We start from the raw sequence: 26,440 nt of genomic DNA on the forward strand, positions 1-26,440 counted from the left end.
ATCTGCCAACATGGAGCTTGAGGAGCGGGTCGCCGCGCTGGAACGGCGCATGGCCGAGCTGGAGGGGCGGGCGGACCGCCCCGCGCCCGAGATCGCCGACGGGACGTTCTGGGCGCTGGAAGGGCTCAAGGCGGAGATCGCCGGGGCGGGCCCGCGCGGCGAGGACGGCGCGGTGCTGTTCACGGGCACGGTCCGGCTGCCGACCGAGGAGCGGTACGAGTGGCAGTTCGGCGCCTTCACCGAGCGGCTGCTCGACGAGGACTGGGCCGAGACCGCCGAGTCCTTCGCCGCGCTCGGCCATCCCGTACGGCTCCGGCTGCTGCGGGAGATCCTCGGCGGCCGGCGCACGGCGGCTGAACTGGCGGAGCTCGAGGACATCGGCACGACCGGCCAGATCTACCACCACCTGCGCCAACTGACCGGTGCGGGCTGGCTCCACACCATCGGACGGGGCCGCTACGAGGTGCCGGGAGCCCGGGTCGTCCCGCTCCTGGTGGTCCTCACCGCCGCCCGTCCGTAATCACGTCGTTCAGGGGGAACGCTCATGTCCACGCGCAAGATCGCGACGGTCGTCCACCGCTCGCTCTGGCTACTCTTCGTCGTGCAGGCGCTCGCCTCGGTCTTCGTCGAACCGCCGTATCCGTACTGGATGGGCTGGCTGCCCGCGCTCGCCGCGATGGCGGTCGGCGTCACGCTCTCCGGGACCGCCCGCCGAGCGGCCGCCGCCGCCCCGCACGCCGCGATCGAGGTGGACCCGCCCGTCACAGGCCGCTGGTCGGCCCTGAACAGCCCGGCGGACCGCACGCCCAGCCACGGCACCCACCAGTACGGCCAGACCTACGCCATCGACATCGTCGAGGAGGACGAGCAGCGGCCCCGCCCGGCCTTCGCCCGCCTCTGGCCGGTGGCCCGGCCGAGCGAGGACTTCCCCGCCTTCGGCGCCCCGCTGCTCGCGGTCGCCGACGCGACCGTCGTGCACGCCGAGGACCGCCAGCGCGACCACCTGAGCCGCAACTCGCTGCCCGCCGTGGCCTATCTGATGCTGGTCGAGTCGGCCGTCCGCCTCCTCGCAGGCGCGCGCCGCGTCACCGGCAACCACCTGGTCCTCGACCTCGGCGACGGTACGTACGCGATGTACGCGCACCTCAAGCGCGGCTCGCTCGCCGTCCGCGCGGGCGACCGGGTCGTGGCGGGCCAGGAACTCGCCCGCTGCGGCAACTCCGGCAACTCCACCGAGCCGCATGTGCACTTCCAGCTGATGGACGGCCCGGACCTGACCACGGCCCGCGGGCTGCCGTTCACCTGGCGTGGAGTCGGCGTGCCGAAGAACGGCGAGACGTTCCTCGTGGGGTCGTCCGCCTACTCGGGCTGACTACGCGGGCTGACCCCAGAAGGCGTCGGCCTCGTCGATGTCCTCCACGCACTCGTCGATGTCCGTGACCTTGCCGCCCACGAGGGTGAAGAACAGGCCGCCCCTCATCTCGATGCCCCGGTCACCGCGGTCGCCGTGCCACTTGTGGACGGCCATCACATGACCCCGGCCGTCCGGGTACAAGCCCTGCATCTCGGCGGTGAAGGTGTTGCCGGTCAGTTCCATGCACTTGGCGTACATGCCGAAGATCGCGTCGCGGCCCTTGAAGTGCCCCGAAATCTGGCTGTTGCCCGGCACATGGTGCGTACAGTCGGACGTCATCATCGTGGCGAGCGCGTCCATGTCTCCTCTGGAGAACGCCTCGTAGCCCTTGCGGACGAGCGCCACGTCAGGGTGTTCGGCCATGGTCCTTCGCCCCTCTCGGAAGCCCTCTTCCAGTCTCCGACTACTCTCGCCCCCATGCCACCGGCCAAGAAGCGCACCCGCAGCTACGACTCCGCGAAGACCAGGGCCGCCGTGCTCGCCCAGTTCGAGAATGTGCGGAAGGCCGTGGAGGGGCTCACGCCCGAGCAGCTCGACGGGCCGACGCGGCTGGGGGAGTGGACCGTACGGGACCTGGCGGCGCACCTGACGATGGCGGTCGGCGCCGTCGCCCGCGCGCTCGGCGAACCCGAGCCGGCCGAGCGGGCGCTCGGGCTGCTCGACTGGCCTGCGGTGACGGCGACGGCCGCCGCGCGGATCGACGAGGACACCCGCGCGATCGACTCGGCCGACCTGGCCGGCCTGTTCGCGGCGACGGCCGCGCTGTACCAGGAGCGGATCGAGGGCGTCTCCGACGAGCGGCTCGTCCGGATGCGCTTCGGCGCGATGCGGCTCGCCGACTACCTGGTGACCCGGGTCGTCGAACTCGTCGTCCACACCGACGACCTGAACGCGGCGACCGGCCTGGAGATCCCGTACGACCGGCAGGCCCTGGCCGCCTGCACCCGGCTGCTCGCCGACGCGCTCGCGGTGAAGGCGCCCGGCGGGGCGGTCGAGGTGCGGATCCCGCCCTTCGCGGTCGTCCAGTGCGTGGAGGGCCCGCGCCACACCCGGGGCACCCCGCCCAACGTCGTCGAGACCGACCCGCTCACCTGGATCCGGCTCGCCACCGGCCGGGCGCGGTGGGCGGAGGAGCTGGACGCGGCGCGGGTCGGCGCGAGCGGGGAGCGGGCGGACCTCGCCGCGCTGCTGCCACTGATGGGGTGACTCCCCGGAGCCGTACGGAACCGTCCGTACCGTTCGCCCGTCCCATCCCCATGCTGAAGACACGCACCACCGCAGCCACCGCCGTCCTGGCCGCCTCGCTCGTCGTGCTCTCGGCGTGCGGCACCCAGAAGTCCGGTTCCGATCCCGGTGCCGGAACCGTCGCCCCCGACGTGCCCGTCACCGGTGTCCACTGGAACTTCGAGACCGTGACGACGGAGGGGAAGGAGAACCGGGCCCCCGACGGCGCCCACCTCCAGATCGCCGCGGACGGCAAGGCGTCGGGGAACAGCGGCTGCAACGGCTTCGGGGCCGAGGTGTCGGTCCAGGGGGACACGGTCACCGTGAAGCAGGGCCAGGGCACCGAGATGGCGTGCCCCGGTGAGCGGGGCGCCTTCGAGGCGGTGCTCCAGAAGGTCTTCGACGGCTCGATGAAGGCCCGGGTCGAGGGCGACCGGCTCACCCTCACCTCGCTCGACGGCAAGAACGTCGTCGCCCTGACCTCCGAACCGCCGGCCCCGCTCAACGGCACCACCTGGACGGTCGACTCCCTGCTCTCCGGCGAGACGGCCTCCTCCGTGCCGCAGGGCAGCGAGGGCAAGGCCACGTTCGTCATCGACAAGGACGGCAAGGTCCGGGGCAACCTGGGCTGCAACCGGTTCACGGCCACCGCCGAGGTCACCCCCACCACGCTCACGGTCACCGGACCGGTCGCGACCACCCGGATGATCTGCTCGGGCCCGCAGATGCAGCTGGAGACCAAGCTGTACGAGCTCCTCGACGGACCCCTCTCGTACAAGATCGGTCACCGCACGCTGACCCTCACGGACGCCGACGGCGAGGGCTTCTCGGCGACGACGCCCGCCCCCAAGAGCTAGTACGGCAGCAGCCCCGCGTCCGTCCGCTCCCAGGCCGCCCGCAGCTCGGCGAGGCGCGCCTGCTCGAACGGCGCCTTGTCCGCCTGCTCGCGGACGTCCTCGGTCAGGTGGAACAGCTGGTCACGGCCGCTCTTGCCGCGGTAGTACTTCCAGTCGCCGCGGCGCAGCGCCCGCTCGCCCCGCACCCGCCAGAAGAGGTCCCGCTCGCGGACCCGCTCGCCCCGCAGCAGGTGCCCGGCGAGGCTCGTCCCGTCCAGCGGGTACGCCGGGTGGGGGCGGGCGCCGCCCAGTTCGAGGAGGGTCGCCGTCCAGTCGGGGCTGTAGACGGGCAGGTGGCTGACCTGGCCGCCGTCGATCCGGGCGGGCCAGCGCAGGATCGACGGGACGCGGATGCCGCCCTCCTGGAGCGAGCCCTTGTTGCCGGCCAGCGGCCAGTTGTAGGAGAAGCGCTCGCCGCCGTTGTCGCTGGCGAAGAAGACGAGCGTGTCCTCCTCCTGCCCGGACCGCTTCAGGGCGGTGAGGACCTCGCCGATCGAGCGGTCGAGGTCCTCGACCATCTCCTTGTACTTGGCTATGGAACCGCCGTCCTGGTGCCAGAGCGCGCTCCGGTCGCCGGCCTTGATCCGCCGGACGATCTCGGCGCTCGCCTCCTCGTCGCCGTCGGCGATCCAGGGCCAGTGCGGGGTGGTGAAGTTCAGGTTGAGCAGCCAGGGCCGGTCGTGGTCCCGGGAGACGTACTCGCTCGCCCGCTCGGTCAGGATCCGGGTGTAGTAGCGCAGGTCCTTGTACTGCGCGTCGCCCTCGTAGAGGTCGTACTCGCCGCCGAGACCGAGCTTGGAGTAGTACTCCAGGGCGCCGCCGAAGTTGCCGAAGAACTCGTCCCAGCCGGAGCGGGTGGGGGAGTAGTCGGGCAGGTAGCCGCAGTGCCACTTGCCGATCAGCGCGGTGGCGTAGCCGGTCTCGCGCAGCCGCGAGGCGAGCGTGGGGTGGGTGGGCTCCAGGCCGACGGACTTGTCGGCGATCGGCTCGGCCAGCCCGCCCTTCGTACGGCCGGGGAAGCGGCCCGTGTACAGGGAGAACCGGGTCGGGGAGCAGGTCGCGGAGCCGGAGTAGGCGTTGGTGAAGCGGACTCCCTGGCGGGCGAGCCGGTCGAGGTGGGGCGTACGGATGTGGGTCGAGCCGTACGAGGAGAGGTCGGCCCAGCCGAGGTCGTCGCCGAGGATGAAGAGGATGTTCGGCCGCCGCGAGCGCCGCCCGGTCGCGGCCCGGAACTCCCGCTCCCGCGGGCTCGCGGCCTGCGCGGTCCCGGCCTCGGCGGTGCCGGCTCCGGCGCCGAGCGCGCCGACGGCGGCGGCTCCGACGGCGGCCCCGCCGAGGGCGCGTCGGGACAGGGGTGTCTTGGGCGTGGGCATGGAGGCTCCTTGGAAGGTGCGGGTACGCGTGAAGGGGTGCGGGCGCACGAGGGCGCGCGGCGGCGCGGCCCGACCCGGACGGGGGCCGTGGCTCGGCGCGGAGCTACAGAGCTGGAGTGCTCAGGAGGGGGTGCCCTCGGAGAGCGAGGGCGAAGAGGTGCCCCTCAGCGGGGCGGGGGCGCTGGGGCTGCTCGCCCCTAGGCGCAGCGACAGAGCGCGCCGGCGACACGGACCAGGTCGACGTGTCGGCGCGCCACGAGGGTGACCGAGCGGTCACGCAGAGGCTGCATGGGGCTGGAGCCTGGCCGAACGGCCGTACCCCTGTCAACGCCCGTCCCGCTCTCTGGGACAGCCGTCTCACGGACGCGCGCCCCACGCGCCGAACGGCCGCCGTGCCGTGCGAACTCCGTCACACCCGGAGCCTCCCGAGCCCGCTCCTACCCATCGGTAGCAGGCATTTCGGCTCTCGGTCCCGACCCCTCGGAGCCCTTCTGCCCCTTGGCCCCCGGGGGTCTCACGGACGGCCCCACCAGGGCTTGTCGATCAGCTCGTACGATCACACCAAACGGGGACCCCGCTCAATTCCCCAATTCGGACCAGTGGTCGACCTCCCCTACACTCGGGAACGTGCCACGTGGTGACGGTCGACTCAATCACGATCTGCTTCCCGGCGAGAAGGGCCCCCAGGACGCTTGCGGCGTCTTCGGTGTCTGGGCTCCGGGTGAAGAGGTCGCAAAGCTCACGTACTTCGGGCTCTACGCCCTCCAGCATCGGGGCCAGGAATCCGCGGGTATCGCGGTCAGCAACGGCTCCCAGATCCTCGTCTTCAAGGACATGGGCCTGGTGTCCCAGGTCTTCGACGAGACCTCTCTCGGTTCGCTCCAAGGTCATATCGCGGTCGGTCACGCCCGCTACTCGACCACCGGTGCCTCCGTGTGGGAGAACGCGCAGCCGACGTTCAGGGCGACCGCCCACGGCTCCATCGCGCTCGGCCACAACGGCAACCTGGTGAACACGGCCCGGCTCGCCGAGATGGTCGCCGACCTCCCCAAGCAGGAGGGCCGGACCACCCGCGTGGCGGCCACCAACGACACCGACCTGCTCACGGCGCTCCTCGCCGCCCAGGTCGACGAGGACGGCAAGCCGCTCACCATCGAGCAGGGCGCCGCGAAGATCCTCCCCGAGGTCCGGGGCGCCTTCTCCCTCGTCTTCATGGACGAGCACACCCTCTACGCGGCCCGTGACCCCCAGGGCATCCGCCCGCTGGTCCTCGGCCGTCTCGAGCGCGGCTGGGTCGTCGCCTCCGAGTCCGCCGCCCTCGACATCTGCGGCGCCAGCTACGTCCGCGAGGTCGAGCCGGGCGAGCTGATCGCGATCGACGAGAACGGCATCCGCACGTCGCGATTCGCGGAAGCGAAGCCCAAGGGCTGTGTCTTCGAGTACGTGTACCTGGCGCGCCCGGACACCGACATCGCCGGTCGCAACGTCTACCTCTCCCGCGTCGAGATGGGCCGTCGCCTCGCCAAGGAGGCCCCCGTCGAGGCCGATCTGGTCATAGCGACGCCGGAATCCGGCACGCCGGCCGCGATCGGATACGCCGAGGCCTCAGGCATCCCCTTCGGCGCCGGTCTGGTGAAGAACGCCTACGTCGGCCGCACCTTCATCCAGCCCTCGCAGACCATCCGCCAGCTGGGCATCCGGCTGAAGCTGAACCCCCTCAAGGACGTCATCAAGGGCAAGCGCCTGGTGGTCGTGGACGACTCGATCGTCCGCGGCAACACCCAGCGCGCCCTGGTCAAGATGCTCCGCGAGGCCGGCGCGGCCGAGATCCACATCCGGATCTCCTCGCCGCCGGTGAAGTGGCCCTGCTTCTTCGGCATCGACTTCGCGACCCGCGCGGAGCTGATCGCCAACGGCATGTCGATCGAGGAGATCGGCAAGTCGCTCGGCGCCGACTCGCTCTCGTACATCTCCATCGACGGGATGATCGAGGCGACCACCATCGACAAGCCGAACCTCTGCCGGGCCTGCTTCGACGGCGAGTACCCGATGGAGCTGCCGGACCCCGAGCTGCTCGGCAAGCAGCTCCTGGAGACCGAACTCGCCGCCGGCCCCGCCGCGACCGCGGCCGCCGACGCGCTGCGCCGCCCGTAAGACCCCGCTGCACACCCCGCAGTACGACACGAAAGTTCCCAGCCATGCCTGAGACCACCGGTGCCTCCTACGCTTCCGCGGGCGTCGACATCGAGGCGGGTGACCGCGCCGTCGAGCTGATGAAGCAGTGGGTCAAGAAGACCCAGCGCCCCGAGGTCCTCGGTGGCCTCGGCGGCTTCGCCGGCCTCTTCGACGCCTCCGCGCTCAAGCGCTACGAGCGTCCGCTGCTCGCCTCCGCCACCGACGGCGTCGGCACGAAGGTCGACATCGCCCGCCAGATGGGCGTCTACGACACCATCGGCCACGACCTGGTCGCGATGGTCATGGACGACATCGTCGTCTGCGGCGCCGAGCCGCTCTTCATGACCGACTACATCTGCGTCGGCAAGGTCCACCCCGAGCGGGTCGCCTCGATCGTCAAGGGCATCGCCGAGGGCTGCGTCCTCGCCGGCACCGCCCTCGTCGGCGGCGAGACCGCCGAGCACCCCGGCCTGCTCGGCCCGGACGACTTCGACGTCGCCGGCGCCGGTACGGGCGTGGTGGAGGCGGACCGTCTCCTCGGCCCCGATCGCATCCGTACGGGTGACGCCGTCATCGCGATGGAGTCCTCCGGCCTTCACTCCAACGGGTACTCGCTCGTCCGCCACGTCCTCTTCGACCGGGCCGGCATGAGCCTCGACCAGCGCGTCGAGGAGCTCGGCCGGACCCTGGGCGAGGAGCTCCTGGAGCCGACGAAGATCTACTCGCTCGACTGCCTGGCGCTCACCCGGACCACCGAGGTGCACGCTTTCAGCCACATCACGGGCGGCGGCCTGGCCGCCAACCTGGCGCGGGTGATCCCGGACGGGCTGCACGCCGTGGTCGACCGTTCGACCTGGGCCCCGGGCGCGATCTTCGACCTGGTCGGCAAGGCCGGACAGGTCGAGCGGCTCGAGCTGGAGAAGACCCTGAACATGGGCGTCGGCATGATGGCCGTCGTCCCGGCCGAGTCCGTGGAGGTGGCCCTGGCCACCCTGGAGGACCGGGGCGTCGAGGCCTGGGTCGCGGGCGAGATCACCGAGCGCGGCGAGCACACGACGGGCGCGGAGCTCATCGGCGACTACGCGGTCTGATCCGGCACGGTGGGTGGGCGCCGCCCCACCCACCGTCCCGCGCACACCTCGCGGATCCGCACGGAGACGCACAGAAACCCGGTCCGGGTATCCGGACCGGGTTCGGTGTTGAGCAGCGCTCTTTAAGAGGTCAAGCGCGACGCTGGGACGACGCGTCGGGACCGGACTCGTCGTCCTCGTCCTCGTCGTCCGTGTTGTAGAGATCCGCGTACTGCGCGTACGGGTCGTCTTCCTCGTCGTCGTCCTCGAACGGCTCGCCATTCGGCGGCTGGCTCGAAGTCGAAGCGCCCAGCTCGTTGGCCAGACGCGACAGGTCAGTCCCGCCGCTGCTGTACTTCAGCTGGCGGGCGACCTTGGTCTGCTTGGCCTTTGCCCGGCCGCGCCCCATGGCTCGACCCCCTCGGTGACGGGGCTCGGCGGCCCCAGAGTCTTGACACGCGTTCATGAGTCGGAACGGGCTCTCGGAGGAGAGACCGGTCCGTAGGGCTTCAACGGTACCTGCTTCCGTGGCCATACGGTACGCCGCACGCATCACATGCCTCGGTACAGAACCTTCGAGGAGCCCCGTCCTCGCTGGTCAATCGCGATTTTAACCTCTTCTTGAGGGCCGACCCGCCGACCGGGGTGAGTCATCTCTCGATTGGGGTGAACCTACAAAGTTCACCCCTCCGAGCTCCGACCCGACCCCGGCTGCCTCCTGGTGGCTTCTTGGTGGCGTCCCGGTGGACCGGCCCCGTCAAGAATCGGCCATGCTCAGCCGCGGCGGGCGTCCGCCATCCGCTGCTCGGCGATCCGGTCGGCGGCCGCCGCCGGCGGGATGCCGTCCGACTTCGCACGAGCGAAGATCTCGAGGGTGGTGTCGAAGATCTTCGTGGCCTTCGCCTTGCACCGGTCGAAGTCGAAGCCGTGCAGCTCGTCGGCGACCTGGATCACGCCACCGGCGTTGACCACGTAGTCGGGCGCGTAGAGGATCCCGCGGTCCGCGAGGTCCTTCTCGACGCCGGGGTGGGCGAGCTGGTTGTTGGCCGCGCCGCAGACGATCTTCGCCGTCAGGACCGGCACGGTCTCGTCGTTCAGGGCGCCGCCCAGCGCGCACGGGGCGTAGATCTCCAGGCCCTCGACGCGGATCAGGGCGTCGGTGTCCGCGACGACCTTGACCTGCGGGTGCTTGTCGGTGATCCGGCGCACCGACTCCTCGCGCACATCGGTGATGTAGACCTCGGCGCCGTCGGCCAGGAGGTGCTCGACCAGGTAGTGGCCGACCTTGCCGACGCCCGCGACGCCGACCTTGCGGTCGCGGAGCGTGGGGTCGCCCCAGAGGGTCTGGGCGGAGGCGCGCATGCCCTGGAAGACGCCGAAGGCGGTGAGGACGGAGGAGTCGCCGGCGCCGCCGTTCTCGGGGGAGCGGCCGGTGGTCCAGGTGTTCGTCCGGGCGACGACGTCCATGTCGGCGACGTAGGTGCCGACGTCGCAGGCCGTCACGTAGCGGCCGCCGAGGGAGGCGACCATGCGGCCGTAGGCGAGCAGCAGCTCTTCGGTCTTGATCTTCTCGGGGTCGCCGATGATCACGGCCTTGCCGCCGCCGTGGTCGAGGCCGGCCATGGCGTTCTTGTACGACATGCCCCGGGAGAGGTTCAGCGCGTCGGCGACGGCCTCTGCCTCGGAGGCGTACGGGTAGAACCGGGTGCCGCCGAGGGCGGGGCCCAGGGCGGTGGAGTGGAGGGCGATGACGGCCTTGAGGCCGGAGGCGCGGTCCTGGCAGAGCACGACTTGCTCGTGGCCACCCTGCTCCGAGTGGAACAGAGTGTGCAGTACGTCAGCAGCAGGAACGCCGGTCACATCGGTCACGGTGGTGACTCCCAAGTACGAAGCGGCGGTTACTCCGGCCCTCCATGCGGGTGGTGGCGGACCGGTTCGGCAGAAGGGTAAGTCCTACCTGGGCGTAGATCCGCCGCAGTGCGCAGGATCACCCCCTCCCGGAGTACTGCCGTGGAAGGATCGCGACATGTCGGTCGCCTCTTCGGTCCTCGTCCCGTACGCCTCCTATCTGCGCATCTACGAGCCTCTGGGGGCCTTCCCCGAGCCGGAGCGCGGCCACTGGGCGCGGTACGCGCGAAGAGAGGGGACGCCGACGGCCCAGGACGAACTGCGCCGCTCGCTGGCGGACTTGCTGCCCACCCCGCCGGTCCCGGTGCCGGTCCAGGAGAGCGGGGACGCCTTCGTGGCGCAGCTCGACGGCGTGGTCGTCATCTGCCCGTGGCGGACCCGGATGCGGGCCCTGCTGGCCGTGGAGGAGCTGGGGCGGCCGCGGGAGGCCGAGCCGGGGCGGCCGCCGCTGCCGGCCTCTGTGCTCGACGCGATGCTGCCGCCGGTGGTGCGCGCCCAGGTGGCGGCGGACCACGAGCGCTGGCGGGAGCGGAACCCGGACGCCCGGCCGTGGATCCGTACGGCCGTCTGGCAGGTGCCGGTGCGCTGGTTCACGCTCTTCTCGGACGAGGAGCGGGAGTACGTGCCCGGGGACAAGGCGGAGGGCGTGGCGCCGGTGCTCCGCTACCGGACGCCGATGGTGGAGGCGCGGCGGCGGCTCGCGCGGGCGCTGCGGACGCTGCGGGAGGCGATCGACGAGGGGCCGATGACCGAGGGCCTGGTCGAGGTGGGCCGGTGGCTGGAGGAGTTCCATCCGCGGGCGCTCGTGGAGCTGGACTACGGCGGTCTGGTGCACGCGGTGTCGGCGGAGCGGCTCGCGGCGGACCGTTCGGCGGCCGACGCGGCCGAGGGGATCGCGGCGCTGCGGGACGGCGACGGGGAGGCCGCGAGCGAGGCCTACGGGCGGCTCGCGGAGCGATGGCGGGACATCCGCAACCTGCAGTTCGCCAACTGACCATCGACAGGACATGTCTCCCTGATGTAAATGATCATTAAGCGGCTTGTGTGTCCGGCGGGACGTTGGTGTGTGGGCGCCGGGACGTAGGTGTGGAGTGTGCCGGGACGTAGGTCCCGATCCGGGCCTTTGGCTCAAGCGTGACGGATAGCACTTACTGCGCCCTTGCGTCCTTCACCCTCCCTCGTGCCAAAATAGGACAAGGAGTCCGGGGAGGGTTCCTTCCGTCCAACTATGGGCGGAACGCTCAGCATTGCACTCTATGGGGGGTCTGAGGACTCCTGATCGCTCTGTGACTGATCGTCACAGTGGCGTGACTGTCCGTTATGGCATGGTCCATCGACTTCCGCCGCTGATGAACACCTGCGAGGGCAATTCCATCGGTTTGGCCGACGTGGCTGGACGGATGGTGTAGTTGTAGTGCCGAGGACAAGCCGTTCGTCCTATAACCGACTCGGCCCGCTTCTGCCATTTCGGGCAACGCGGGCCAAGGTGCAGAATTTAGAGGAAAGAACCGAGATGGTTCGGTTCTCCCGAGGAGGCCGCTCATGACCGCTCGCACCCCTGATGCCGAGCCGCTGCTGACCCCCGCCGAGGTTGCCACGATGTTCCGCGTGGACCCGAAGACGGTGACCCGTTGGGCCAAGGCAGGGAAGCTCACGTCCATCCGCACGCTGGGTGGACACCGCCGCTACCGCGAGGCTGAGGTCCGCGCCCTGCTCGCGGGCATTCCGCAGCAGCGCAGCGAGGCCTGAGGTACGCGCAACACCCTGTAGTGCCGGGCAATTCCGGGTCCCCCAACCTGGACCGCCCACCCAAGCTCTGCCGACCAGGCGCCTGCCCCAACAGGCTCTTCGTCATCGATCGCGCTGGACTCCGCCGGGTCCAGCGCGATCTTTTTTGTGCCGGCTCCGACGCCCCGATGTGCGGTGCAATTGCACATATTAAATGGGGCCGGTGTAGGGAGGGTGTAAGTGCGGGGGTTTGTAAAACTCTTTCGGTGACTCCCGTCACACTGGCGAGGGCTTGCCAAAGACCAGCCTGCCACTGCCGGCGCGGTCGCCAACGAGGCGTTGGTCATGGGCCGGTGGGACTTTCGTCCTCGGTCTCCTCCGTGGCCCGGTCCAGCTCCATGGCGAGCCGCTGGAGGCGGTGGCAGACCGAGCAGTGGCGTGTGAGGTGTCCGTGGCGGGACGCGGCCGCCAGATGGGCGCGCAGCAGCGCCCGTATCTCGTGTCTCGCTGCCGATGCCGCGGCCATGCGTGACCACCTCCGGTCCGGGCCCCCGATTCCCTGATGTCTGGGGTACCGGGGTCCGCCCGACGCCGTCAATACACCGGGAGGCAACGAAGAAGACCCGCACCGATCGGTGCGGGCCTTCTCGAAGAGCGATCCTGACGGGACTTGAACCCGCGACCTCCACCTTGACAGGGTGGCGAGCTAACCAACTGCTCCACAGGACCTTGATTCGCAGCCCTCAGCGGGGGCTGCGAAGAAGACTGTACAGCAGGTCAGAGGGTCTGGTCGAACCGGCGCAAGGCGACACCCCCTGGGGGCCTGTCCCGGTTACGGCGCGGCGGCGTCGATCGCCTTCACGATCCGCTTGTCGGAGACCGCGTGAGCTGTGCCGAGGGCGTGGGCGAAGTAGCTGACCCGGAGCTCCTCGATCATCCAGCGGATGTCGGTGACCTCCTTCGGCACCGGCCGTCCCTTCGGGAGCTGTTCGAGCAGCCAGGCGTACTCGTCGAGCATCTCGTGGACCTTCTCCATGCGGGTGGTGTCCCGCTGGACGCCGGTCGGCATCTGCTGGAGCCGGCGGTCCACGGCCACCAGGTAGCGCATCAGGTCAGGCAGCCGCCTCAGCCCCGTCTTCGTGACGAAGCCCGCGGGCATCAGCCAGGCGAGCTGCGTGCGCACGTCCGCCAGGTTGTTGATGAGGGCCAGGCTGTTCGTGGCCTTCAGGCGGCGCTCGCAGGCCTGCCAGGCGGCCAGGATCTGCTGGACCTGATCCACCGTCCGTACCGTCGTGTCCACGAGGTCGGCGCGGACCTTGTCGTACAGCTTCCGGAAGGACTCCTCGTCCCAGACCGGGCCGCCGTGGTCGGCGATCAGCTTGTCCGCCGCGGCGGTCGCGCAGTCGTCGAAGAGCGCCTGGATCGAACCGTGCGGGTTACGGGAGAGGGCGAGCTTCTGCTGGTTGGTGAGCTTGTCCGAGGCGAACTTCGCCGGGTTCACCGGGATGTTCAGCAGGATCAGCTTCCGCGTCCCCTGCCACATCGCCTGCGCCTGCTCGGCCTCCGTGTCGAAGAGGCGTACGGAGACGGTGTCACCGGCGTCCACGAGCGCCGGGTACGCCTTGACCGGCTGGCCGGCCCGCCGGGTCTCGAAGACCTTCGTGAGCGTGCCGATCGTCCAGTCGGTGAGCCCCGTGCGCTCCAGGGACTGCCCGGAGCCGTCAGGGCCGCTCGTGGCGGCCGCGGCGGCCTTGGAGAGGGCCTGGCGGGCCTTGGGGCGCAGCTGGAGCTTCAGCGCCTCCAGGTCCTTGTCCTCGGCCAGCTTGCGGCGCCGCTCGTCGACGATCCGGAAGGAGATCTTCAGGTGGTCGGCGATCCGGGACAGGTCGAAGTCGTCCGGGGAGACCGGGACGCCGACCATCCGGTGCAACTCGCGCGCGAGTGTCACCGTCAGCGGCTCCTGCAGCGGGACCGCGCTGTCCAGGAAGCGGGCCGCGAAGTTCGGCGCCGGCACGTAGTTGCGGCGGATCGGCTTCGGGAGCGAACGGATCAGCTCCGTGACGATCTCCTCCCGCAGACCCGGGATCTGCCAGTCGAAGCCCTCGTCCGTGACCTGGTTGAGGACCTGGAGCGGGATGTGGACGGTCACACCGTCGGCGTCCGCGCCCGGCTCGAACTGGTACGTCACCCGGAACTTCAGCGGGCCCTGCCGCCAGGAGTCCGGATAGTCGGCCTTGGTGACCCCGGCGGCCTTCTCGTTGATGAGCATCTCGCGCTCGAAGTCGAGGAACTCCGGTTCCTCGTGCCGCTTGCGCTTCCACCAGGAGTCGAAGTGCGCACCGGACACCACGTGTTCGGGGACGCGCTTGTCGTAGAAGTCGAAGAGCGTCTCGTCGTCGACGAGGATGTCCCGGCGGCGGGCGCGGTGCTCCAGCTCCTCGACCTCGGTGAGGAGCTTGCGGTTGTCCGCGAAGAACTTGTGGTGCGTGCGCCAGTCGCCCTCGACGAGCGCGTTGCGGATGAACAGATCGCGGGAGGCCTCGGGGTCGATCCGCCCGTAGTTCACCTTGCGGTCGGTGACGATCGGCACGCCGTAGAGGGTGACCTTCTCGATCGCCATCACGGCCGCCTGGTCCTTCTCCCAGTGCGGCTCGCTGTACGTCTTCTTGATCAAGTGCTGGGCGAGCGGCTCGATCCACTCGGGCTCGATCTTCGCGTTGACCCGGGCCCACAGCCGCGAGGTCTCCACCAGCTCCGCGGACATGATGAAGCGCGGGGGCTTCTTGAAGAGCGCCGAACCCGGGAAGACCGCGAACTTGGCGCTGCGGGCGCCCAGGTACTCGTTCTTCGCGCCCTCCTTCACGTCCTTCATGCCGATGTGCGAGAGCAGACCGGCGAGGAGCGAGGTGTGCACCGACTGCTCGGGCGCGTCCTCCTCGTTGAGGTGGATCCCCATCTGCTTGGCGACCGTACGCAGCTGCGCGTAGATGTCCTGCCACTCGCGGATGCGCAGGAAGTTCAGGTACTCCGACTTGCACATCCGGCGGAAGGAGCTGGAACCGCGCTCCTTCTGCTGCTCGCGGATGTAGCGCCAGAGGTTGAGGAAGGCGAGGAAGTCGCTCGTCTCGTCCTTGAAGCGGGCGTGCTGCTGGTCCGCCTGGGCCTGCTTCTCGGCGGGCCGCTCGCGGGGGTCCTGGATGGAGAGCGCGGCCGCGATCACCATGACCTCGCGTACACAGCCGTTCTTGTCGGCCTCCAGGACCATGCGGGCCAGGCGGGGGTCGACGGGCAGCTGGGAGAGCTTGCGGCCCTGTGGGGTCAGCCGCTTCTTCGGGTCCTTCTCCGCCGGGTCGATCGCGCCGAGCTCCTGGAGGAGCTGCACGCCGTCGCGGATGTTGCGGTGGTCCGGCGGGTCGATGAAGGGGAACTTCTCGATCTCGCCGAGGCCGGCCGCGGTCATCTGGAGGATGACGGACGCCAGGTTCGTACGGAGGATCTCGGCGTCCGTGAACTCCGGGCGGGAGAGGAAGTCGTCCTCGGAGTACAGCCGGATGCAGATGCCGTCGGACGTACGGCCGCAGCGGCCCTTGCGCTGGTTGGCGCTGGCCTGGCTGACCGCCTCGATCGGCAGCCGCTGGACCTTGGTCCGGTGGGAGTAGCGGGAGATGCGGGCGGTGCCCGGATCGATGACGTACTTGATGCCCGGAACGGTCAGCGAGGTCTCGGCCACGTTCGTCGCGAGGACGATCCGGCGGCCGGAGTGGGCCTGGAAGACGCGGTGCTGTTCGGCGTGGGAGAGCCGGGCGTAGAGGGGCAGGACCTCGGTGTTGCGCAGCTGCTTCTTCAGCAGCGCGTCCGCGGTGTCGCGGATCTCCCGCTCGCCGGAGAGGAAGACCAGGACGTCGCCGGGGCCCTCGGCCTGCAGCTCGTCGACGGCGTCGCAGATCGCGGTGATCTGATCCCGGTCGGCCTCCTCGGAGTCCTCCTCCAGGAGCGGCCGGTAGCGGACCTCGACGGGGTACGTACGGCCGGAGACCTCGACGATGGGCGCCTCGCCGAAGTGGCGGGAGAAGCGCTCGGGGTCGATGGTCGCCGAGGTGATGACGACCTTGAGGTCGGGGCGCTTGGGCAGCAGCTGGGCCAGATAGCCGAGCAGGAAGTCGATGTTGAGGGACCGCTCGTGGGCCTCGTCGATGATGATCGTGTCGTAGGCGCGCAGCTCGCGGTCCGTCTGGATCTCGGCGAGCAGGATGCCGTCCGTCATCAGCTTCACGAAGGTCGCGTCGGGGTTCACCTGGTCGGTGAAGCGGACCTTCCAGCCGACGGCCTCGCCCAGCGGCGTCTTCAGCTCCTCGGCCACGCGCTCGGCGACCGTACGGGCCGCGATCCGGCGGGGCTGGGTGTGCCCGATCATGCCCCGGACGCCCCGGCCGAGCTCCATGCAGATCTTGGGGATCTGCGTGGTCTTTCCGGAACCCGTCTCACCGGCGACGATCACGACCTGGTGGTCACGTATCGCCTCCAGGATCTCGTCCTTCTTCTGCGAGACGGGCAACTGCTCGGGGTACGTGACCGCAGGCACGCGGGCGGCCCGCGCGTCGACGCGCTCCTTGGCCTTGCCGGCCTCGGCGGCGATCTCGTCCAGGACGGCCTCACGGGCCTCGGGCTTACGGATGCGGCGGGCGCCCTCGAGGCGGCGGCCGAGCCGGTGGGCGTCCCGCAGCGAGACCTCGGCCAGGACGGTCTGGAGGGCGGCGAAGGAAGTAGACATACGGAATCCAGGATCGCACCCCGGGCGGAGAACGGGCGAACCCATTTCCGTGGGGTCCGACCCGTGGGGCGGCCCGTGGGGCGACCCGGGGGCGACCCGTAATATTTCGGGCACGTCGAGCTGAAGATCCGAGAGGTACCCCCTTATGTCCCGCACCGCCCGCGCGCTCGCGGCGCTCGCCGCGCTGGTGGGCGTGGTGCTCGGGGTGCTGGTGTGCGGGGCGGGGACGACGGTGGCGGCGCCGGCGGCCTCCGAGGCCGTCGTCGCGGTCGTGGGGTCGGGCGACGCGCCGGGCTGCGGCCAGAGCCACGCGGTCGACGGCGCCGCCCGGCCCGCCACCCCGCCGCGCCCGAACGGCTTCGGCGAGCTGCTGCCCACACTGGCGGCGGAGAGGACCGCCGGGGCCGGGTCCTGGGGCTGTGACCAGGCCATACGCGCGCTGCTTCCGGGTCCTGAGCCGCCGGAGCTCGTACCCCCCTCGCCCGTGGAGCTCTCGATCTTGCGCGTCTAGAGGGCCGACCGACCGTCCGTCGTGTCGTCCGTCCTCTTCTTCATCCCTGTTCAGGAGCGCTTCAGCATGTCCAAGTCCAAGCCGATCATGATCATCTCCGGGGTCGCCCTGGCCGCCGTCCTCGCCGGGGTCGTCTCGTTCACCGCGGGCGCGCCCGACTCCGGCGGCTCGTCCGGTTCCTCGGCCGCCGAGGTCTCCGCCGAACCCGGCGGCCCCGTCTACCCCGAGCTGGAGGCCTACGCCCGCCGCGATGCCGCCGACAAGCTGGCCATGGGGCGGGCCGACGCGCCCGTGGTGCTCATCGAGTACGCCGACTTCAAGTGCGGCTACTGCGGGAAGTTCGCCCGGGACACCGAGCCCGAGCTGGTGAAGAAGTACGTCGACAACGGCACCCTGCGCATCGAGTGGCGGAACTTCCCGATCTTCGGCGAGGAGTCGGAGGCGGCGGCCCGGGCGTCGTGGGCGGCGGGGCAGCAGGGCCGGTTCTGGGAGTTCCACAAGGCCGCGTACGCGGACGGCGCCAAGGAGAAGGGCTTCGGCAAGGACCGCCTGAACGCCCTCGCCCAGGAGGCCGGGGTCCCCGACCTCGCGCGGTTCGCGAAGGACACGGACGGCGCCGCGGCCCGCGCGGCGGTGAGCAAGGACCAGGAGCAGGCGTACTCGCTCGGCGCCACCTCCACCCCGTCGTTCCTGGTCAACGGGCGGCCGATCGCGGGCGCGCAGCCGATGGAGGCCTTCACGGAGGCGATCGAGGCGGCGGCGAAGACGGCGAAGCCGTCCAAGGCCGGCCGATGACCTCGGACATCGGCTATCTGGCCGCGTTCCTCGGCGGCCTCCTCGCGCTCCTCAGCCCGTGCAGCGCCCTGCTGCTCCCGGCCTTCTTCGCGTACTCGATCGACTCGAAGAGCCGGCTGCTCGCCCGTACCGGCATCTTCTACGCCGGTCTCGCGACCACCCTCGTCCCGCTCGGCGCGGCCGGCTCGTTCGCCGGGCGGCTCTTCTACGGCCACCGGGACCTGCTGGTGGCCCTGGGCGGCTGGACGATCATCGCGCTCGGTGTGCTCCAGATCCTCGGGATGGGCTTCGCCTCGCGCCGGATCGCCGAGGTCAGCGGCCGGATCCGGCCCACGACGGCGGTCTCCGTCTACGCCCTCGGCCTGGTCTACGGCCTCGCCGGCTTCTGCGCGGGCCCGATCCTCGGCAGTGTCCTGACGGTGGCGGCGCTGAGCGGCAGCCCGGCGTACGGCGGCCTGCTGCTTGCGGTGTACGCGCTGGGCATGGCGGTGCCGCTGTTCCTGCTCGCGCTGCTCTGGGAGCGGTACGACCTGGGCCGGCGCCGCTGGCTGCGGGGCCGTACGGTCCGGTTCGGCCGGTTCGAGCTGCACACGACGTCGCTGCTGTCGGGCCTTTTCTTCGTGGCGCTGGGCGCGCTCTTCCTGGCCTTCGACGGCACGACGGCCCTGCCGGGGCTGCTGTCGGTGGACGACTCGTTCGCGGTGGAGGAGCGGGTGGCCTCGGTGGGCCGTTCGGTGCCGGACTGGGCGCTGCTCGTGGCGGTGGTGGCCGTGGTCGCGGTGGTGCTGGCGGTGCGCGGGTGGCGCGGCCGGCGGACGGGCCGGGAGGCTGCCTGAGGGGGAGGGGGGTACGGGCGGAAGCTCGTACCCCCGTCTGCGCACCCCGGGTCCTCGTACACGAAGAAGGCCCCGTTCTTTCGAACGGGGCCTTCTGTTTGTGGCTGGGGCCGGGGTCGAACCGGCGACCTATCGCTTTTCAGGCGATCGCTCGTACCAACTGAGCTACCCAGCCACGAGATCATTTCTGACCTCAGCGATCCTGACGGGACTTGAACCCGCGACCTCCACCTTGACAGGGTGGCGAGCTAACCAACTGCTCCACAGGACCTTGCGATGTGCGAGAACAAGTCTCGCACAGGATGTTGCGTGCCCCCAACGGGATTCGAACCCGTGCTACCGCCTTGAAAGGGCGGCGTCCTGGGCCACTAGACGATGAGGGCTAGAGGCTCACCTGCGCGCTTCGCAGCGCGTCGGGGACGTGAGAAGCATATGGGATGGCGGCCGCTATCGCCAAAACGGTTTCACCTGGGGGGACAATGGCCGGGTGCTGGAGATGACGCGCGAGGAGTTCGAGGAGCTTGTCGCCGAGGCCCTGGACCGGATTCCGCCGGAGCTGACGCGACTGATGGACAACGTCGCGGTGTTCGTGGAGGACGAACCCGCGTCGGACGACCCGGAGCTGCTCGGGCTGTACGAGGGGACTCCGCTGACGGACCGGGGCGAGTGGTACGCGGGGGTGCTGCCGGACCGGATCACGATCTACCGGGGGCCGACGCTGCGGATGTGCGAGTCGCGGGAGGACGTGGTCGCGGAGACCGAGATCACCGTCGTCCACGAGATCGCCCACCACTTCGGCATCGACGACGAGCGGCTGCACGCGCTGGGCTACGGCTGACGGGCGGCCCCGACCCGGGGGCCGGTCGCGGGCAGGTGGTCGCCATGGGGGCGTGTCCCTTGTGGTGCAAAGGGAGTTGGGCAGCGAAACGCGGTCTTCCGCCCGCTGTTCCCGCCCTTTGTGTCCTGGAGGTGCCCTCCGTGCGCCATTTGCCCACCCGTGTGAGATGGGCCGCGACCGCGTTGGCGGTGGCGGCCTGTGCCGGTCTGAGCGGCTGCATGAGCGTGAGTGACGAGGGCGCGAAGCCGGCGCCCAGCAAGTCCGCGGGAAAGCAGGGCGAGGCGGCCGAGTCCGGCGGGAGCGCCGGGGTCTCGGGCCGGTACGGCGGAACCGGCCGGGACGCGTCCGGGAAGAGCGGCCCCGACGCGGCCGGCGCGGGGACGGAGTCGCCGGTGCCGAGCGGCTCGCCGACGGCCTCGGGGCAGCCCCCCGTGGAGGCGCCGGCGGGCGGGGTCTCGGGCGGCAGGCCGAAGCCGGGCGGGCAGGAGCCCGGCGGGCCGGGCGGCGGCGCGGGCGAGCCGACCGCGCCCGGTGGCGAGGTCACGCCACCGGTGGACCCGCCGGAGCCGACGCCCGAGCCGACCGTGGAGCCGAGCCCGAGCCCCACTCCGGAGCCGACTCCCGACCCGACCGACTCGCCGACCGCGACGCCGGGCGCGGACACCCACATGGGTGCCATGCGGGCCGCGGACGGCCCCGGGGCGCCGGTGGAGCCGGAGGCATCACCGCAGGTCGGACCGGCGTGAGGGCCGGTGTGACGCAGTCCGGTTTGCCATAGGTGGGGGAGGGTGCGTATGGTGGTAGATCGTTTGATCCCATTGCCCGGCGCCGACACAGAAGAGCGCCGCGTGGCGCGTACTCTCCCTAGCCGTGGCTGGACCGCATTGAGGCGGTCGAATTGCGAATTTCACGGAGTTGACGGGCGCGTGCCGAGACTCCGGAAGGTTTCGCATTTCGCATGTCCATTTTCAGTCCTGACCACGCCGTCATGCCCGAGAACGACGAGATCAACGACGAGATCGTCGAGGCCGTAGAGGCCACCGAGATCGTCGAGACCGTCGAGGCGGACGGCACCACCGAGGCCGACGAGGCCTCGGAGCCCACCGAGCCCACCATCACCTTCGCCGACCTGGGCCTGCCCGAGGGCGTCGTGCGCAAGCTCGCGCAGAACGGTGTGACCACCCCCTTCCCGATCCAGGCGGCGACCATCCCGGACGCCCTGGCCGGCAAGGACATCCTCGGCCGCGGCCGTACCGGCTCCGGCAAGACCCTCTCCTTCGGTCTGCCGACCCTGGCGCAGCTGGCCGGCGGCCACACCGAGAAGAAGAAGCCCCGCGCGGTCATCCTCACCCCGACCCGTGAGCTCGCGATGCAGGTCGCGGACGCCCTTCAGCCGTACGGCGACGTGCTCGGCCTGAAGATCAAGGTCGTCTGCGGCGGTACGTCGATGGGCAACCAGATCTACGCCCTGGAGCGCGGCGTCGACATCCTCGTCGCCACCCCGGGCCGACTGCGCGACATCATCAACCGTGGCGCCTGCTCCCTGGAGAACGTCCAGGTCGCCGTCCTCGACGAGGCCGACCAGATGTCCGACCTGGGCTTCCTGCCCGAGGTCACCGAGCTGCTCGACCAGGTTCCCGAGGGCGGCCAGCGCATGCTCTTCTCCGCCACCATGGAGAACGAGATCGGCACGCTGGTCAAGCGCTACCTGAACAACCCGGTCAGCCACGAGGTCGACAGCGCCCAGGGCAACGTCACGACCATGTCCCACCACGTCCTCGTCGTGAAGCCGAAGGACAAGGCGCCGGTCACGGCCGCCATCGCCGCCCGCAAGGGCCGCACGATCATCTTCGTCCGCACCCAGCTGGGCGCCGACCGCATCGCCGAGCAGCTCGTCGAGGCCGGCGTGAAGGCCGACGCGCTGCACGGCGGCATGACGCAGGGTGCCCGTACCCGCGTCCTCGCCGACTTCAAGGACGGTTACGTCAACGCGCTGGTCGCCACCGACGTCGCCGCCCGCGGTATCCACGTCGACGGCATCGACCTGGTCCTGAACGTGGACCCGGCCGGTGACCACAAGGACTACCTGCACCGCTCGGGCCGTACCGCCCGTGCCGGCCGCTCCGGTGTCGTGGTCTCCCTCGCGCTGCCGCACCAGCGCCGCCAGATCTTCCGCCTGATGGAGGACGCGGGCGTCGACGCCTCGCGCCACATCGTGGGCGGGGCCGGGGCGTTCGACCCGGAGGTCGCCGAGATCACCGGTGCGCGTTCGCTCACCGAGGTCCAGGCCGACTCCGCGAACAACGCGGCCAAGCAGGCCGAGCGCGAGGTCGCCGACCTCACCAAGCAGCTCGAGCGTCTGACGCGCCGCGCCGCCGAGCTCCGCGAGGAGGCCGACCGTCTGGTCGCCCGTTCCGCGCGCGAGCGGGGCGAGGACCCGGAGGCCGCGGTCGCCGAGGTGACGGAGGCCGCCGAGGCCGAGGTCGCCGCGGCCGTCGTCGCCGCCGAGCCGGCCCAGGAGCGCCGCGAGGAGCGCACCCCGGCGTTCCGCGACGAGCGGGGCAACTACGAGCGCCGTGACCGCGGTGGCGACCGCGGTGGCGACCGTGGCGGCTTCCGCCGTGACGACAACCGTGGTGGCGACCGTGGCGGCTTCCGCCGCGACGACAACCGTGGTGGTGGCTTCCGCCGTGACAACGACCGTCCGTCGGGTGGCTTCCGCCGCGACGACCGTCGTGACGACAACCGTGGTGGCGGCTTCCGCCGCGACGACCGTCCGTCGGGCGGCTTCAACCGCGACGACAACCGTGGTGGTGGCTTCCGCCGTGACAACGACCGTCCGTCCGGTGGCTTCCGCCGCGACGACCGTCGTGACGACAACCGTGGCGGTGGCTTCCGCCGTGACAACGACCGTCCGTCCGGTGGCTTCAACCGTGACGACCGTCCGTCCGGCGGCTTCAACCGCGACGACCGTTCGTCGGGTGGCTTCCGCCGGGACAACGACCGTCGTGACGACAACCGTGGTGGCGGCTTCCGCCGCGACGACCGCCCGACCGGCGGCCACCGCGGCAGCGACCGTCCGTTCAACCGCGACCGCCGCGACGACCGCCCCTCGGGCGGCTTCCGCTCGGGCGGCGACCGCCCGTACGGCCGCCGCGACGACCACCGCGGCGGCGACCACCGCGGCACCGGCTCGACGGGCGGCTCCTTCGGCCGCCGCGACGAGAAGCCGCGCTGGAAGCGCAACGGCTGACCTGGCGTCACCCGCTGACCGCTGAACACTGAGCAGGGCCCGTACGACACTTCGGTGACGTACGGGCCCTGCTTCGTTGATCCCTGTCAGCCGGTCCTCTCCGACCACGGTGACCTTGGGGGCTGTTACGCTCGCCCACCGATAGGGGGGCATCGGGCAGCAGGACAGGACAGGGGGGCCTTCGTCCGTCTCGTCGTCCGATCGCGGTTTCGGTCCCAGGATCCCGGAACTCGCTCTGGATCTCCGCGCATTGCCTCGTCCCGCCGGCGTTCGGCGCATGGCGACGTCACTGCGTGCTGCCGTGCATCCCGTATCCCGGCCCATGAGATGCCCGGAAGCGGCTGACGCTTCCCGACGAGGAGATACGTGTACGACAAGAGACCCATCGGCGGCTTCGTCGCCGCCGCGGTCGTGCTGGGGGCGGCGCTCACCTTCGGCCCGGCGTCGCCCGCCGCGCAGGCGCAGCCGGCGGCCGAGGTGGTCATCCCCGGGGTGACCAGCGAGGTTCCCGCCCGCAGTTCCCTGCTGAACGCGGGCCCGCACGGATATCTGCGCAGCGAGGAGGGGCGGGGCGCGATCTGGCGCTCGTACGGGGGCACCACCGATGTCGAGGTCGACCCGCCGGCTGCGGGCGGCGCTCCGGAGTTCGGGTCGTCGGACGTGATCGTGCACCACGAGGAGTCGTCCCGCACGGTCTCCCTGCGCGACATGGTCACGGGGCAGACCGAGACCATGCGGCTGCCGGCAGGGCACAGCTACATGCGGGCGTTCGGCTGGAATGTCCTGACCCGCAGCGGGTCGGGCTCCGAGGCCCGTTTGCATGTGCTCGACGTGCAGGCCGGGCAGTTGCGCGACCGGCTCGTCGAGGGGCTGCCCGAGAGCACCGGCGGTATCGGTGTCGGCGTGGGCGACGCCGACGGGGCGGTGCTCGGCTGGAGTGGTCGGCAATTCTGGCTCGACGTGACGCAGCAGCGTGCCTTCCCCTGGGGCCTGGACCCGTCTGTGACCGTCCGTAATGAAGTTCTGACTCCGGACCGGCTGTTGGCCAGCGGCTATGACAACAAGGTGTACGTGTTCCGGCGCGACGACCTGACGAAGCCCGAGCGTGTGTGGCCGCTCACGCGTGACCTGGACGACCGACTGCTGGGCATGGTGGGCAACGACCTGATCGTCGCCCGGCACGATCCCGCCCTCGGAGCCTTCGCCCATGACCGGCCCAGCTGGCGTGTCGACGCCGAGCCGCTGGGCGGCGGCCCCGTACGCACGATCTTGGCCCGGTCGATGGACCCCGCGAAGGCGACCCCGAACGGCGGTCTGCTGGTCCACGGCGGGCCGAGCGTCTCCGAGTGGGGTGTCCAGCTGATTCAGGCGGACGGCAGCGGACGTGCCGTGGCCACGCGCGACACCCGGGTGGCGACGCGGAACGTGCCGAACTCCGTGGACCGACTGTCCTACCACCAGGGCCGGCTGACCAGTCTGGAGAGCATCGCGGCAGTCGGCCGTACAGCCATGTACACGCGTACGGCGGAGCCCGGCGGCGGCACGATCGTCCATGGCGAGCGGGTGGACCGCGGCTGGCTGCCGCCGTTGCCACCGTCGTGCGTCCTCGTCGTCTGCCCGAAGGTCGAGGAGACCGGCGACGGTCGCATCGTCTACGGCAGTCCGCTGGGCAGCGGACCGAGCGAGGGTCTCCTGCCGATCCACCGGCTGGACGACGGCCGGCAGCTGCCCGGCACCAGGTTCGACATCGGCACCCAGTCGCAGGGCATGGTCGGCAGCTGGGGCCACTGGGCCGTCGCGTACGCGATGCTGCCCAACAGCCCGCCGGAGACCCGGATCGTCGACACCGACACCGGTCAGGTGGTCCGGAAGCTCCCCGTGCAGCCGAAGTCCCTGGCGGGTACGACGGTGTGGGCCTACGGCGAGGGCCACGGCTCGATCGTCGGTTATGACGTGCGGACCGGCGCCCGCGTCGACGAGGCGTACATCTCGGGCTGCTTTGTCGAGGGCGCCGAGTCCGTCGGCCGATGGCTGCACTGGATCTGCTCCGGATCGCGTGACGACGAAGGCGTGCTGGACCTGGAGACGGGCGCCATCACCCCCCTCGGGATCGGCTACGGGAAGCGCGCCAAGCTCGGCGACGGCTTCATCGCCTATCCGCAGGACGGCAAGCTCAAGGTGAAGGACCTGCGCGACGGTGGCACGGTCCACGAGGTCGACGCCGATCTGTATCCCCCCTACACGGCGTGGGACGTCGACCCGGCGACGAACATGATCGCCTGGGCCGACGCGAAGGGCTCGATCCACCTCGTGGACAGCGGCGTCGCCACGTCCCGGATCGCTGTGGCGGACTCCGCGACGGCCGCGTCCGTGAACGTCAGGAGTGGCTCCTGGACGCCGCGCTGGTGGCTGACCAAGCCCGCCTCCTCCTGGACGCTGTCGCTCAAGAACGACAGGACGGGAGCCGTCGTGCGCGCCCTCTCCGGCGGCGAGGCGCGCGGCATCGTCAAGGCCGCGTGGGACGGCAAGGACGCGGCCGGCAAGCCGGTCGCGGACGGTGCGTACACCTGGACGCTGACGGCGAAGCCGGCCGACGGCCAGGGCGCGGATCTCGTCCACACGGGTGGCGTCAAGCTGAGCGGTTCCGTGCCGGCGTGGCGGGACATGCTGGGTGCCGATGGTTTCGGTGATCTGCTGGTGACGGACTCGGCGGGCCTGGCGTCGATGTACCGGGGCAACGGCTCGGGCGGCCTGGCCGCGCGGACCAACGGCACGGGTGCGAAGTTCCCGACGACGGCCGTCCTGGTCCCGACCGGCGATGTGAACGGTGACGGCTGCAACGACGTGTATGTGCGCGTCGGCGACGAGCTGCGCTCGTACCGGCCGGGATGCGGGCAGATCGTGTCGGCCTCGTCGCCGTACACCGCGCTGGGCAAGGGCTGGGGCCAGTACAACGTGCTGACGTCGTCGGGCGATGTGAACGGCGACGGTTGGAAGGACCTGATCGCGCGCCAGACGTCGACCGGTGACATGTACTTCTACCCGGGCACGGCGGATCACCGTCTGGGTGCGCGGGTGAGGATCGGTACGAACTGGAAGCTGTACGGGAAGATCGTGGGCGCCGGTGACCTGAACGGTGACGGACGGGGCGATCTGCTGGGTATGGACGCGTCGGGTGTGCTGTGGCGCTACTACGGCACGGCGAACGGTGGTGTGACGGCCCGGGTGAAGGTCGGCGGCGGCTGGGGTGGGTACAACGCCCTGGTGGGTGTCGGTGACCTGACGGGTGACGGCCGCGGTGAGCTCCTTGCCCGCGACACGACCGGCAAGCTCTGGCGGTACACGAACCAGGGCAACGGCCTGTACGCGGGCCGGGTCATGATCGGTACGGCGGGCTGGAACGCCTTCAAGGGCCTGTACTGACGCGTGACGTGTGACCCGTGGTTCGGGGTCCGTACGGCGGATGTTCGTCGTGCGGGCCCCGCTTCGTTGAACGGGTTCGAATGCGGGGGTATCGGGCTGCTGGGTGTAGGTCGCGGCTGTTACTGTCGGCGCTGTTGACATGGGTGGGAAGCGTCGGCCAGGGGGCCCGGCGAAGTGGTGTTCCGCTCTGTTTCCTCATCTTCAGGTTTCCCGGGGAGGGACCCT

Annotated in this window: 22 protein-coding genes and 4 tRNA genes; 15 read left to right on the plus strand and 11 right to left on the minus strand. The window is 70.6% G+C overall.

Annotated elements, in window-relative coordinates:
* Positions 1 to 10: 10 nt before the first annotated feature.
* Both ACWCO8_RS13575 and ACWCO8_RS13580 read left to right on the plus strand, forming a co-directional pair.
* A complete protein-coding gene (locus tag ACWCO8_RS13575; protein WP_451032351.1) occupies positions 11 to 520 on the plus strand; it encodes an ArsR/SmtB family transcription factor in 510 nt (169 codons plus the stop codon).
* 24 nt (positions 521 to 544) lie between these two features.
* Positions 545 to 1,372, plus strand: a complete 828-nt coding sequence (locus ACWCO8_RS13580) for a M23 family metallopeptidase (protein WP_451032352.1) — start codon at positions 545 to 547, stop codon at positions 1,370 to 1,372.
* On the opposite strand, the gene ACWCO8_RS13585 is transcribed toward ACWCO8_RS13580, so the two are convergent.
* The gene (locus tag ACWCO8_RS13585) at positions 1,373 to 1,777 is read right to left on the minus strand and encodes a nuclear transport factor 2 family protein (RefSeq protein WP_451032353.1); all 405 of its coding nucleotides are present in this window, start codon (positions 1,775 to 1,777) and stop codon (positions 1,373 to 1,375) included.
* A gap of 54 nt (positions 1,778 to 1,831) precedes the next feature.
* Here ACWCO8_RS13585 and ACWCO8_RS13590 point away from each other — a divergent pair, with 54 nt between their 5' ends.
* Together ACWCO8_RS13590 and ACWCO8_RS13595 are read left to right on the plus strand one after the other, a co-directional pair.
* Positions 1,832 to 2,620 (plus strand): sterol carrier family protein, encoded by a 789-nt coding sequence (locus ACWCO8_RS13590; protein ID WP_451032354.1) that lies wholly within the window; start codon positions 1,832 to 1,834, stop codon positions 2,618 to 2,620.
* A 50-nt stretch (positions 2,621 to 2,670) separates the two neighbouring features.
* Positions 2,671 to 3,495: an META domain-containing protein gene (locus ACWCO8_RS13595; protein ID WP_451032355.1), complete on the plus strand. Its 825-nt coding sequence runs from the start codon at positions 2,671 to 2,673 to the stop codon at positions 3,493 to 3,495.
* Here ACWCO8_RS13595 and ACWCO8_RS13600 read toward each other — a convergent pair.
* Together ACWCO8_RS13600 and ACWCO8_RS13605 are read right to left on the minus strand one after the other, a co-directional pair.
* Positions 3,492 to 4,907, minus strand: coding sequence for a sulfatase family protein (locus ACWCO8_RS13600; RefSeq protein WP_451032356.1), 1,416 nt, complete (start codon positions 4,905 to 4,907; stop codon positions 3,492 to 3,494). The genes ACWCO8_RS13595 and ACWCO8_RS13600 overlap by 4 nt on opposite strands.
* A 197-nt stretch (positions 4,908 to 5,104) precedes the next feature.
* Positions 5,105 to 5,197 (minus strand): putative leader peptide, encoded by a 93-nt coding sequence (locus tag ACWCO8_RS13605; RefSeq protein WP_361849886.1) that lies wholly within the window; start codon positions 5,195 to 5,197, stop codon positions 5,105 to 5,107.
* A 337-nt stretch (positions 5,198 to 5,534) separates the two neighbouring features.
* On the opposite strand from ACWCO8_RS13605, the gene purF reads away from it, so the two are divergent.
* Positions 5,535 to 7,061, plus strand: coding sequence for an amidophosphoribosyltransferase (purF, locus tag ACWCO8_RS13610; protein WP_451032357.1), 1,527 nt, complete (start codon positions 5,535 to 5,537; stop codon positions 7,059 to 7,061).
* A 44-nt stretch (positions 7,062 to 7,105) separates the two neighbouring features.
* The gene (gene purM, locus ACWCO8_RS13615; RefSeq protein ID WP_362015530.1) at positions 7,106 to 8,173 is read left to right on the plus strand and encodes a phosphoribosylformylglycinamidine cyclo-ligase; all 1,068 of its coding nucleotides are present in this window, start codon (positions 7,106 to 7,108) and stop codon (positions 8,171 to 8,173) included.
* Positions 8,174 to 8,303: 130 nt separating this feature from the next.
* On the opposite strand, the gene ACWCO8_RS13620 is transcribed toward purM, so the two are convergent.
* Together ACWCO8_RS13620 and ACWCO8_RS13625 are read right to left on the minus strand one after the other, a co-directional pair.
* Complete coding sequence (locus ACWCO8_RS13620) at positions 8,304 to 8,561, minus strand: DUF3073 domain-containing protein (protein WP_352189724.1); 258 nt, start codon at positions 8,559 to 8,561, stop codon at positions 8,304 to 8,306.
* 365 nt (positions 8,562 to 8,926) lie between these two features.
* Positions 8,927 to 10,021, minus strand: coding sequence for a Leu/Phe/Val dehydrogenase (locus tag ACWCO8_RS13625; protein ID WP_451032358.1), 1,095 nt, complete (start codon positions 10,019 to 10,021; stop codon positions 8,927 to 8,929).
* 157 nt (positions 10,022 to 10,178) lie between these two features.
* Between ACWCO8_RS13625 and ACWCO8_RS13630 the strand changes: the two genes are divergently transcribed.
* Together ACWCO8_RS13630 and bldC are read left to right on the plus strand one after the other, a co-directional pair.
* Positions 10,179 to 11,054, plus strand: coding sequence for a hypothetical protein (locus ACWCO8_RS13630; RefSeq protein ID WP_451032359.1), 876 nt, complete (start codon positions 10,179 to 10,181; stop codon positions 11,052 to 11,054).
* Between the two features lie 548 nt (positions 11,055 to 11,602).
* Positions 11,603 to 11,809: a developmental transcriptional regulator BldC gene (gene bldC, locus ACWCO8_RS13635; RefSeq protein ID WP_003949541.1), complete on the plus strand. Its 207-nt coding sequence runs from the start codon at positions 11,603 to 11,605 to the stop codon at positions 11,807 to 11,809.
* Positions 11,810 to 12,131: 322 nt separating this feature from the next.
* On the opposite strand, the gene ACWCO8_RS13640 is transcribed toward bldC, so the two are convergent.
* The 3 genes from ACWCO8_RS13640 to hrpA all read right to left on the minus strand — a co-directional run bounded on the left by ACWCO8_RS13640 (position 12,132) and on the right by hrpA (position 16,559).
* Positions 12,132 to 12,314: a DUF6274 family protein gene (locus tag ACWCO8_RS13640; RefSeq protein ID WP_362015538.1), complete on the minus strand. Its 183-nt coding sequence runs from the start codon at positions 12,312 to 12,314 to the stop codon at positions 12,132 to 12,134.
* A 129-nt stretch (positions 12,315 to 12,443) separates the two neighbouring features.
* Positions 12,444 to 12,517 (minus strand) — tRNA-Asp (locus ACWCO8_RS13645).
* A gap of 103 nt (positions 12,518 to 12,620) precedes the next feature.
* The gene (gene hrpA, locus ACWCO8_RS13650) at positions 12,621 to 16,559 is read right to left on the minus strand and encodes an ATP-dependent RNA helicase HrpA (RefSeq protein ID WP_451032360.1); all 3,939 of its coding nucleotides are present in this window, start codon (positions 16,557 to 16,559) and stop codon (positions 12,621 to 12,623) included.
* A gap of 145 nt (positions 16,560 to 16,704) precedes the next feature.
* On the opposite strand from hrpA, the gene ACWCO8_RS13655 reads away from it, so the two are divergent.
* From ACWCO8_RS13655 to ACWCO8_RS13665, 3 genes are all read left to right on the plus strand, one after another.
* A complete protein-coding gene (locus tag ACWCO8_RS13655) occupies positions 16,705 to 17,070 on the plus strand; it encodes a hypothetical protein (protein ID WP_451032361.1) in 366 nt (121 codons plus the stop codon).
* A 66-nt stretch (positions 17,071 to 17,136) separates the two neighbouring features.
* Entirely contained in the window at positions 17,137 to 17,865 is a 729-nt protein-coding gene (locus ACWCO8_RS13660) for a DsbA family protein (protein ID WP_451032362.1), read from the plus strand.
* Positions 17,862 to 18,701 (plus strand): cytochrome c biogenesis CcdA family protein, encoded by an 840-nt coding sequence (locus ACWCO8_RS13665; protein WP_451032363.1) that lies wholly within the window; start codon positions 17,862 to 17,864, stop codon positions 18,699 to 18,701. Before ACWCO8_RS13660 ends, ACWCO8_RS13665 begins: the two co-directional genes overlap by 4 nt.
* 101 nt (positions 18,702 to 18,802) lie before the next feature.
* On the opposite strand, the gene ACWCO8_RS13670 is transcribed toward ACWCO8_RS13665, so the two are convergent.
* The 3 genes from ACWCO8_RS13670 to ACWCO8_RS13680 form a co-directional block, all read right to left on the minus strand.
* A tRNA-Phe gene (locus tag ACWCO8_RS13670) sits at positions 18,803 to 18,876 on the minus strand.
* A gap of 22 nt (positions 18,877 to 18,898) precedes the next feature.
* Positions 18,899 to 18,972: transfer RNA gene (locus tag ACWCO8_RS13675), tRNA-Asp, on the minus strand.
* A gap of 39 nt (positions 18,973 to 19,011) precedes the next feature.
* Positions 19,012 to 19,084: transfer RNA gene (locus ACWCO8_RS13680), tRNA-Glu, on the minus strand.
* Positions 19,085 to 19,188: 104 nt separating this feature from the next.
* Between ACWCO8_RS13680 and ACWCO8_RS13685 the strand changes: the two genes are divergently transcribed.
* The 4 genes from ACWCO8_RS13685 (at position 19,189) to ACWCO8_RS13700 (ending at position 26,215) form a co-directional block, all read left to right on the plus strand.
* Complete coding sequence (locus ACWCO8_RS13685; RefSeq protein WP_329422512.1) at positions 19,189 to 19,539, plus strand: metallopeptidase family protein; 351 nt, start codon at positions 19,189 to 19,191, stop codon at positions 19,537 to 19,539.
* Between the two features lie 218 nt (positions 19,540 to 19,757).
* Entirely contained in the window at positions 19,758 to 20,285 is a 528-nt protein-coding gene (locus tag ACWCO8_RS13690; protein ID WP_451032364.1) for a hypothetical protein, read from the plus strand.
* A 212-nt stretch (positions 20,286 to 20,497) separates the two neighbouring features.
* Entirely contained in the window at positions 20,498 to 22,792 is a 2,295-nt protein-coding gene (locus ACWCO8_RS13695; protein WP_451032365.1) for a DEAD/DEAH box helicase, read from the plus strand.
* A 366-nt stretch (positions 22,793 to 23,158) separates the two neighbouring features.
* On the plus strand, positions 23,159 to 26,215 hold the full coding sequence (locus ACWCO8_RS13700; RefSeq protein ID WP_451032366.1) for an FG-GAP-like repeat-containing protein: 3,057 nt from the start codon (positions 23,159 to 23,161) through the stop codon (positions 26,213 to 26,215).
* The last annotated feature ends 225 nt before the right edge of the window (positions 26,216 to 26,440 follow it).

Source organism: Streptomyces sp. NPDC001927, from assembly GCF_053594455.1.

Coding starts and splice junctions, on each gene's coding strand:
- ACWCO8_RS13575 (WP_451032351.1), top strand. CDS start 11: ATGGAGCTTGAGGAGCGGGTCGCCGCGCTGGAACGGCGCATGGCCGAG.
- ACWCO8_RS13580 (WP_451032352.1), top strand. CDS start 545: ATGTCCACGCGCAAGATCGCGACGGTCGTCCACCGCTCGCTCTGGCTA.
- ACWCO8_RS13585 (WP_451032353.1), bottom strand. CDS start 1,777: ATGGCCGAACACCCTGACGTGGCGCTCGTCCGCAAGGGCTACGAGGCG.
- ACWCO8_RS13590 (WP_451032354.1), top strand. CDS start 1,832: ATGCCACCGGCCAAGAAGCGCACCCGCAGCTACGACTCCGCGAAGACC.
- ACWCO8_RS13595 (WP_451032355.1), top strand. CDS start 2,671: ATGCTGAAGACACGCACCACCGCAGCCACCGCCGTCCTGGCCGCCTCG.
- ACWCO8_RS13600 (WP_451032356.1), bottom strand. CDS start 4,907: ATGCCCACGCCCAAGACACCCCTGTCCCGACGCGCCCTCGGCGGGGCC.
- ACWCO8_RS13605 (WP_361849886.1), bottom strand. CDS start 5,197: ATGCAGCCTCTGCGTGACCGCTCGGTCACCCTCGTGGCGCGCCGACAC.
- purM (WP_362015530.1), top strand. CDS start 7,106: ATGCCTGAGACCACCGGTGCCTCCTACGCTTCCGCGGGCGTCGACATC.
- ACWCO8_RS13620 (WP_352189724.1), bottom strand. CDS start 8,561: ATGGGGCGCGGCCGGGCAAAGGCCAAGCAGACCAAGGTCGCCCGCCAG.
- ACWCO8_RS13630 (WP_451032359.1), top strand. CDS start 10,179: ATGTCGGTCGCCTCTTCGGTCCTCGTCCCGTACGCCTCCTATCTGCGC.
- bldC (WP_003949541.1), top strand. CDS start 11,603: ATGACCGCTCGCACCCCTGATGCCGAGCCGCTGCTGACCCCCGCCGAG.
- ACWCO8_RS13640 (WP_362015538.1), bottom strand. CDS start 12,314: ATGGCCGCGGCATCGGCAGCGAGACACGAGATACGGGCGCTGCTGCGC.
- hrpA (WP_451032360.1), bottom strand. CDS start 16,559: ATGTCTACTTCCTTCGCCGCCCTCCAGACCGTCCTGGCCGAGGTCTCG.
- ACWCO8_RS13655 (WP_451032361.1), top strand. CDS start 16,705: ATGTCCCGCACCGCCCGCGCGCTCGCGGCGCTCGCCGCGCTGGTGGGC.
- ACWCO8_RS13660 (WP_451032362.1), top strand. CDS start 17,137: ATGTCCAAGTCCAAGCCGATCATGATCATCTCCGGGGTCGCCCTGGCC.
- ACWCO8_RS13665 (WP_451032363.1), top strand. CDS start 17,862: ATGACCTCGGACATCGGCTATCTGGCCGCGTTCCTCGGCGGCCTCCTC.
- ACWCO8_RS13690 (WP_451032364.1), top strand. CDS start 19,758: ATGAGCGTGAGTGACGAGGGCGCGAAGCCGGCGCCCAGCAAGTCCGCG.
- ACWCO8_RS13695 (WP_451032365.1), top strand. CDS start 20,498: ATGTCCATTTTCAGTCCTGACCACGCCGTCATGCCCGAGAACGACGAG.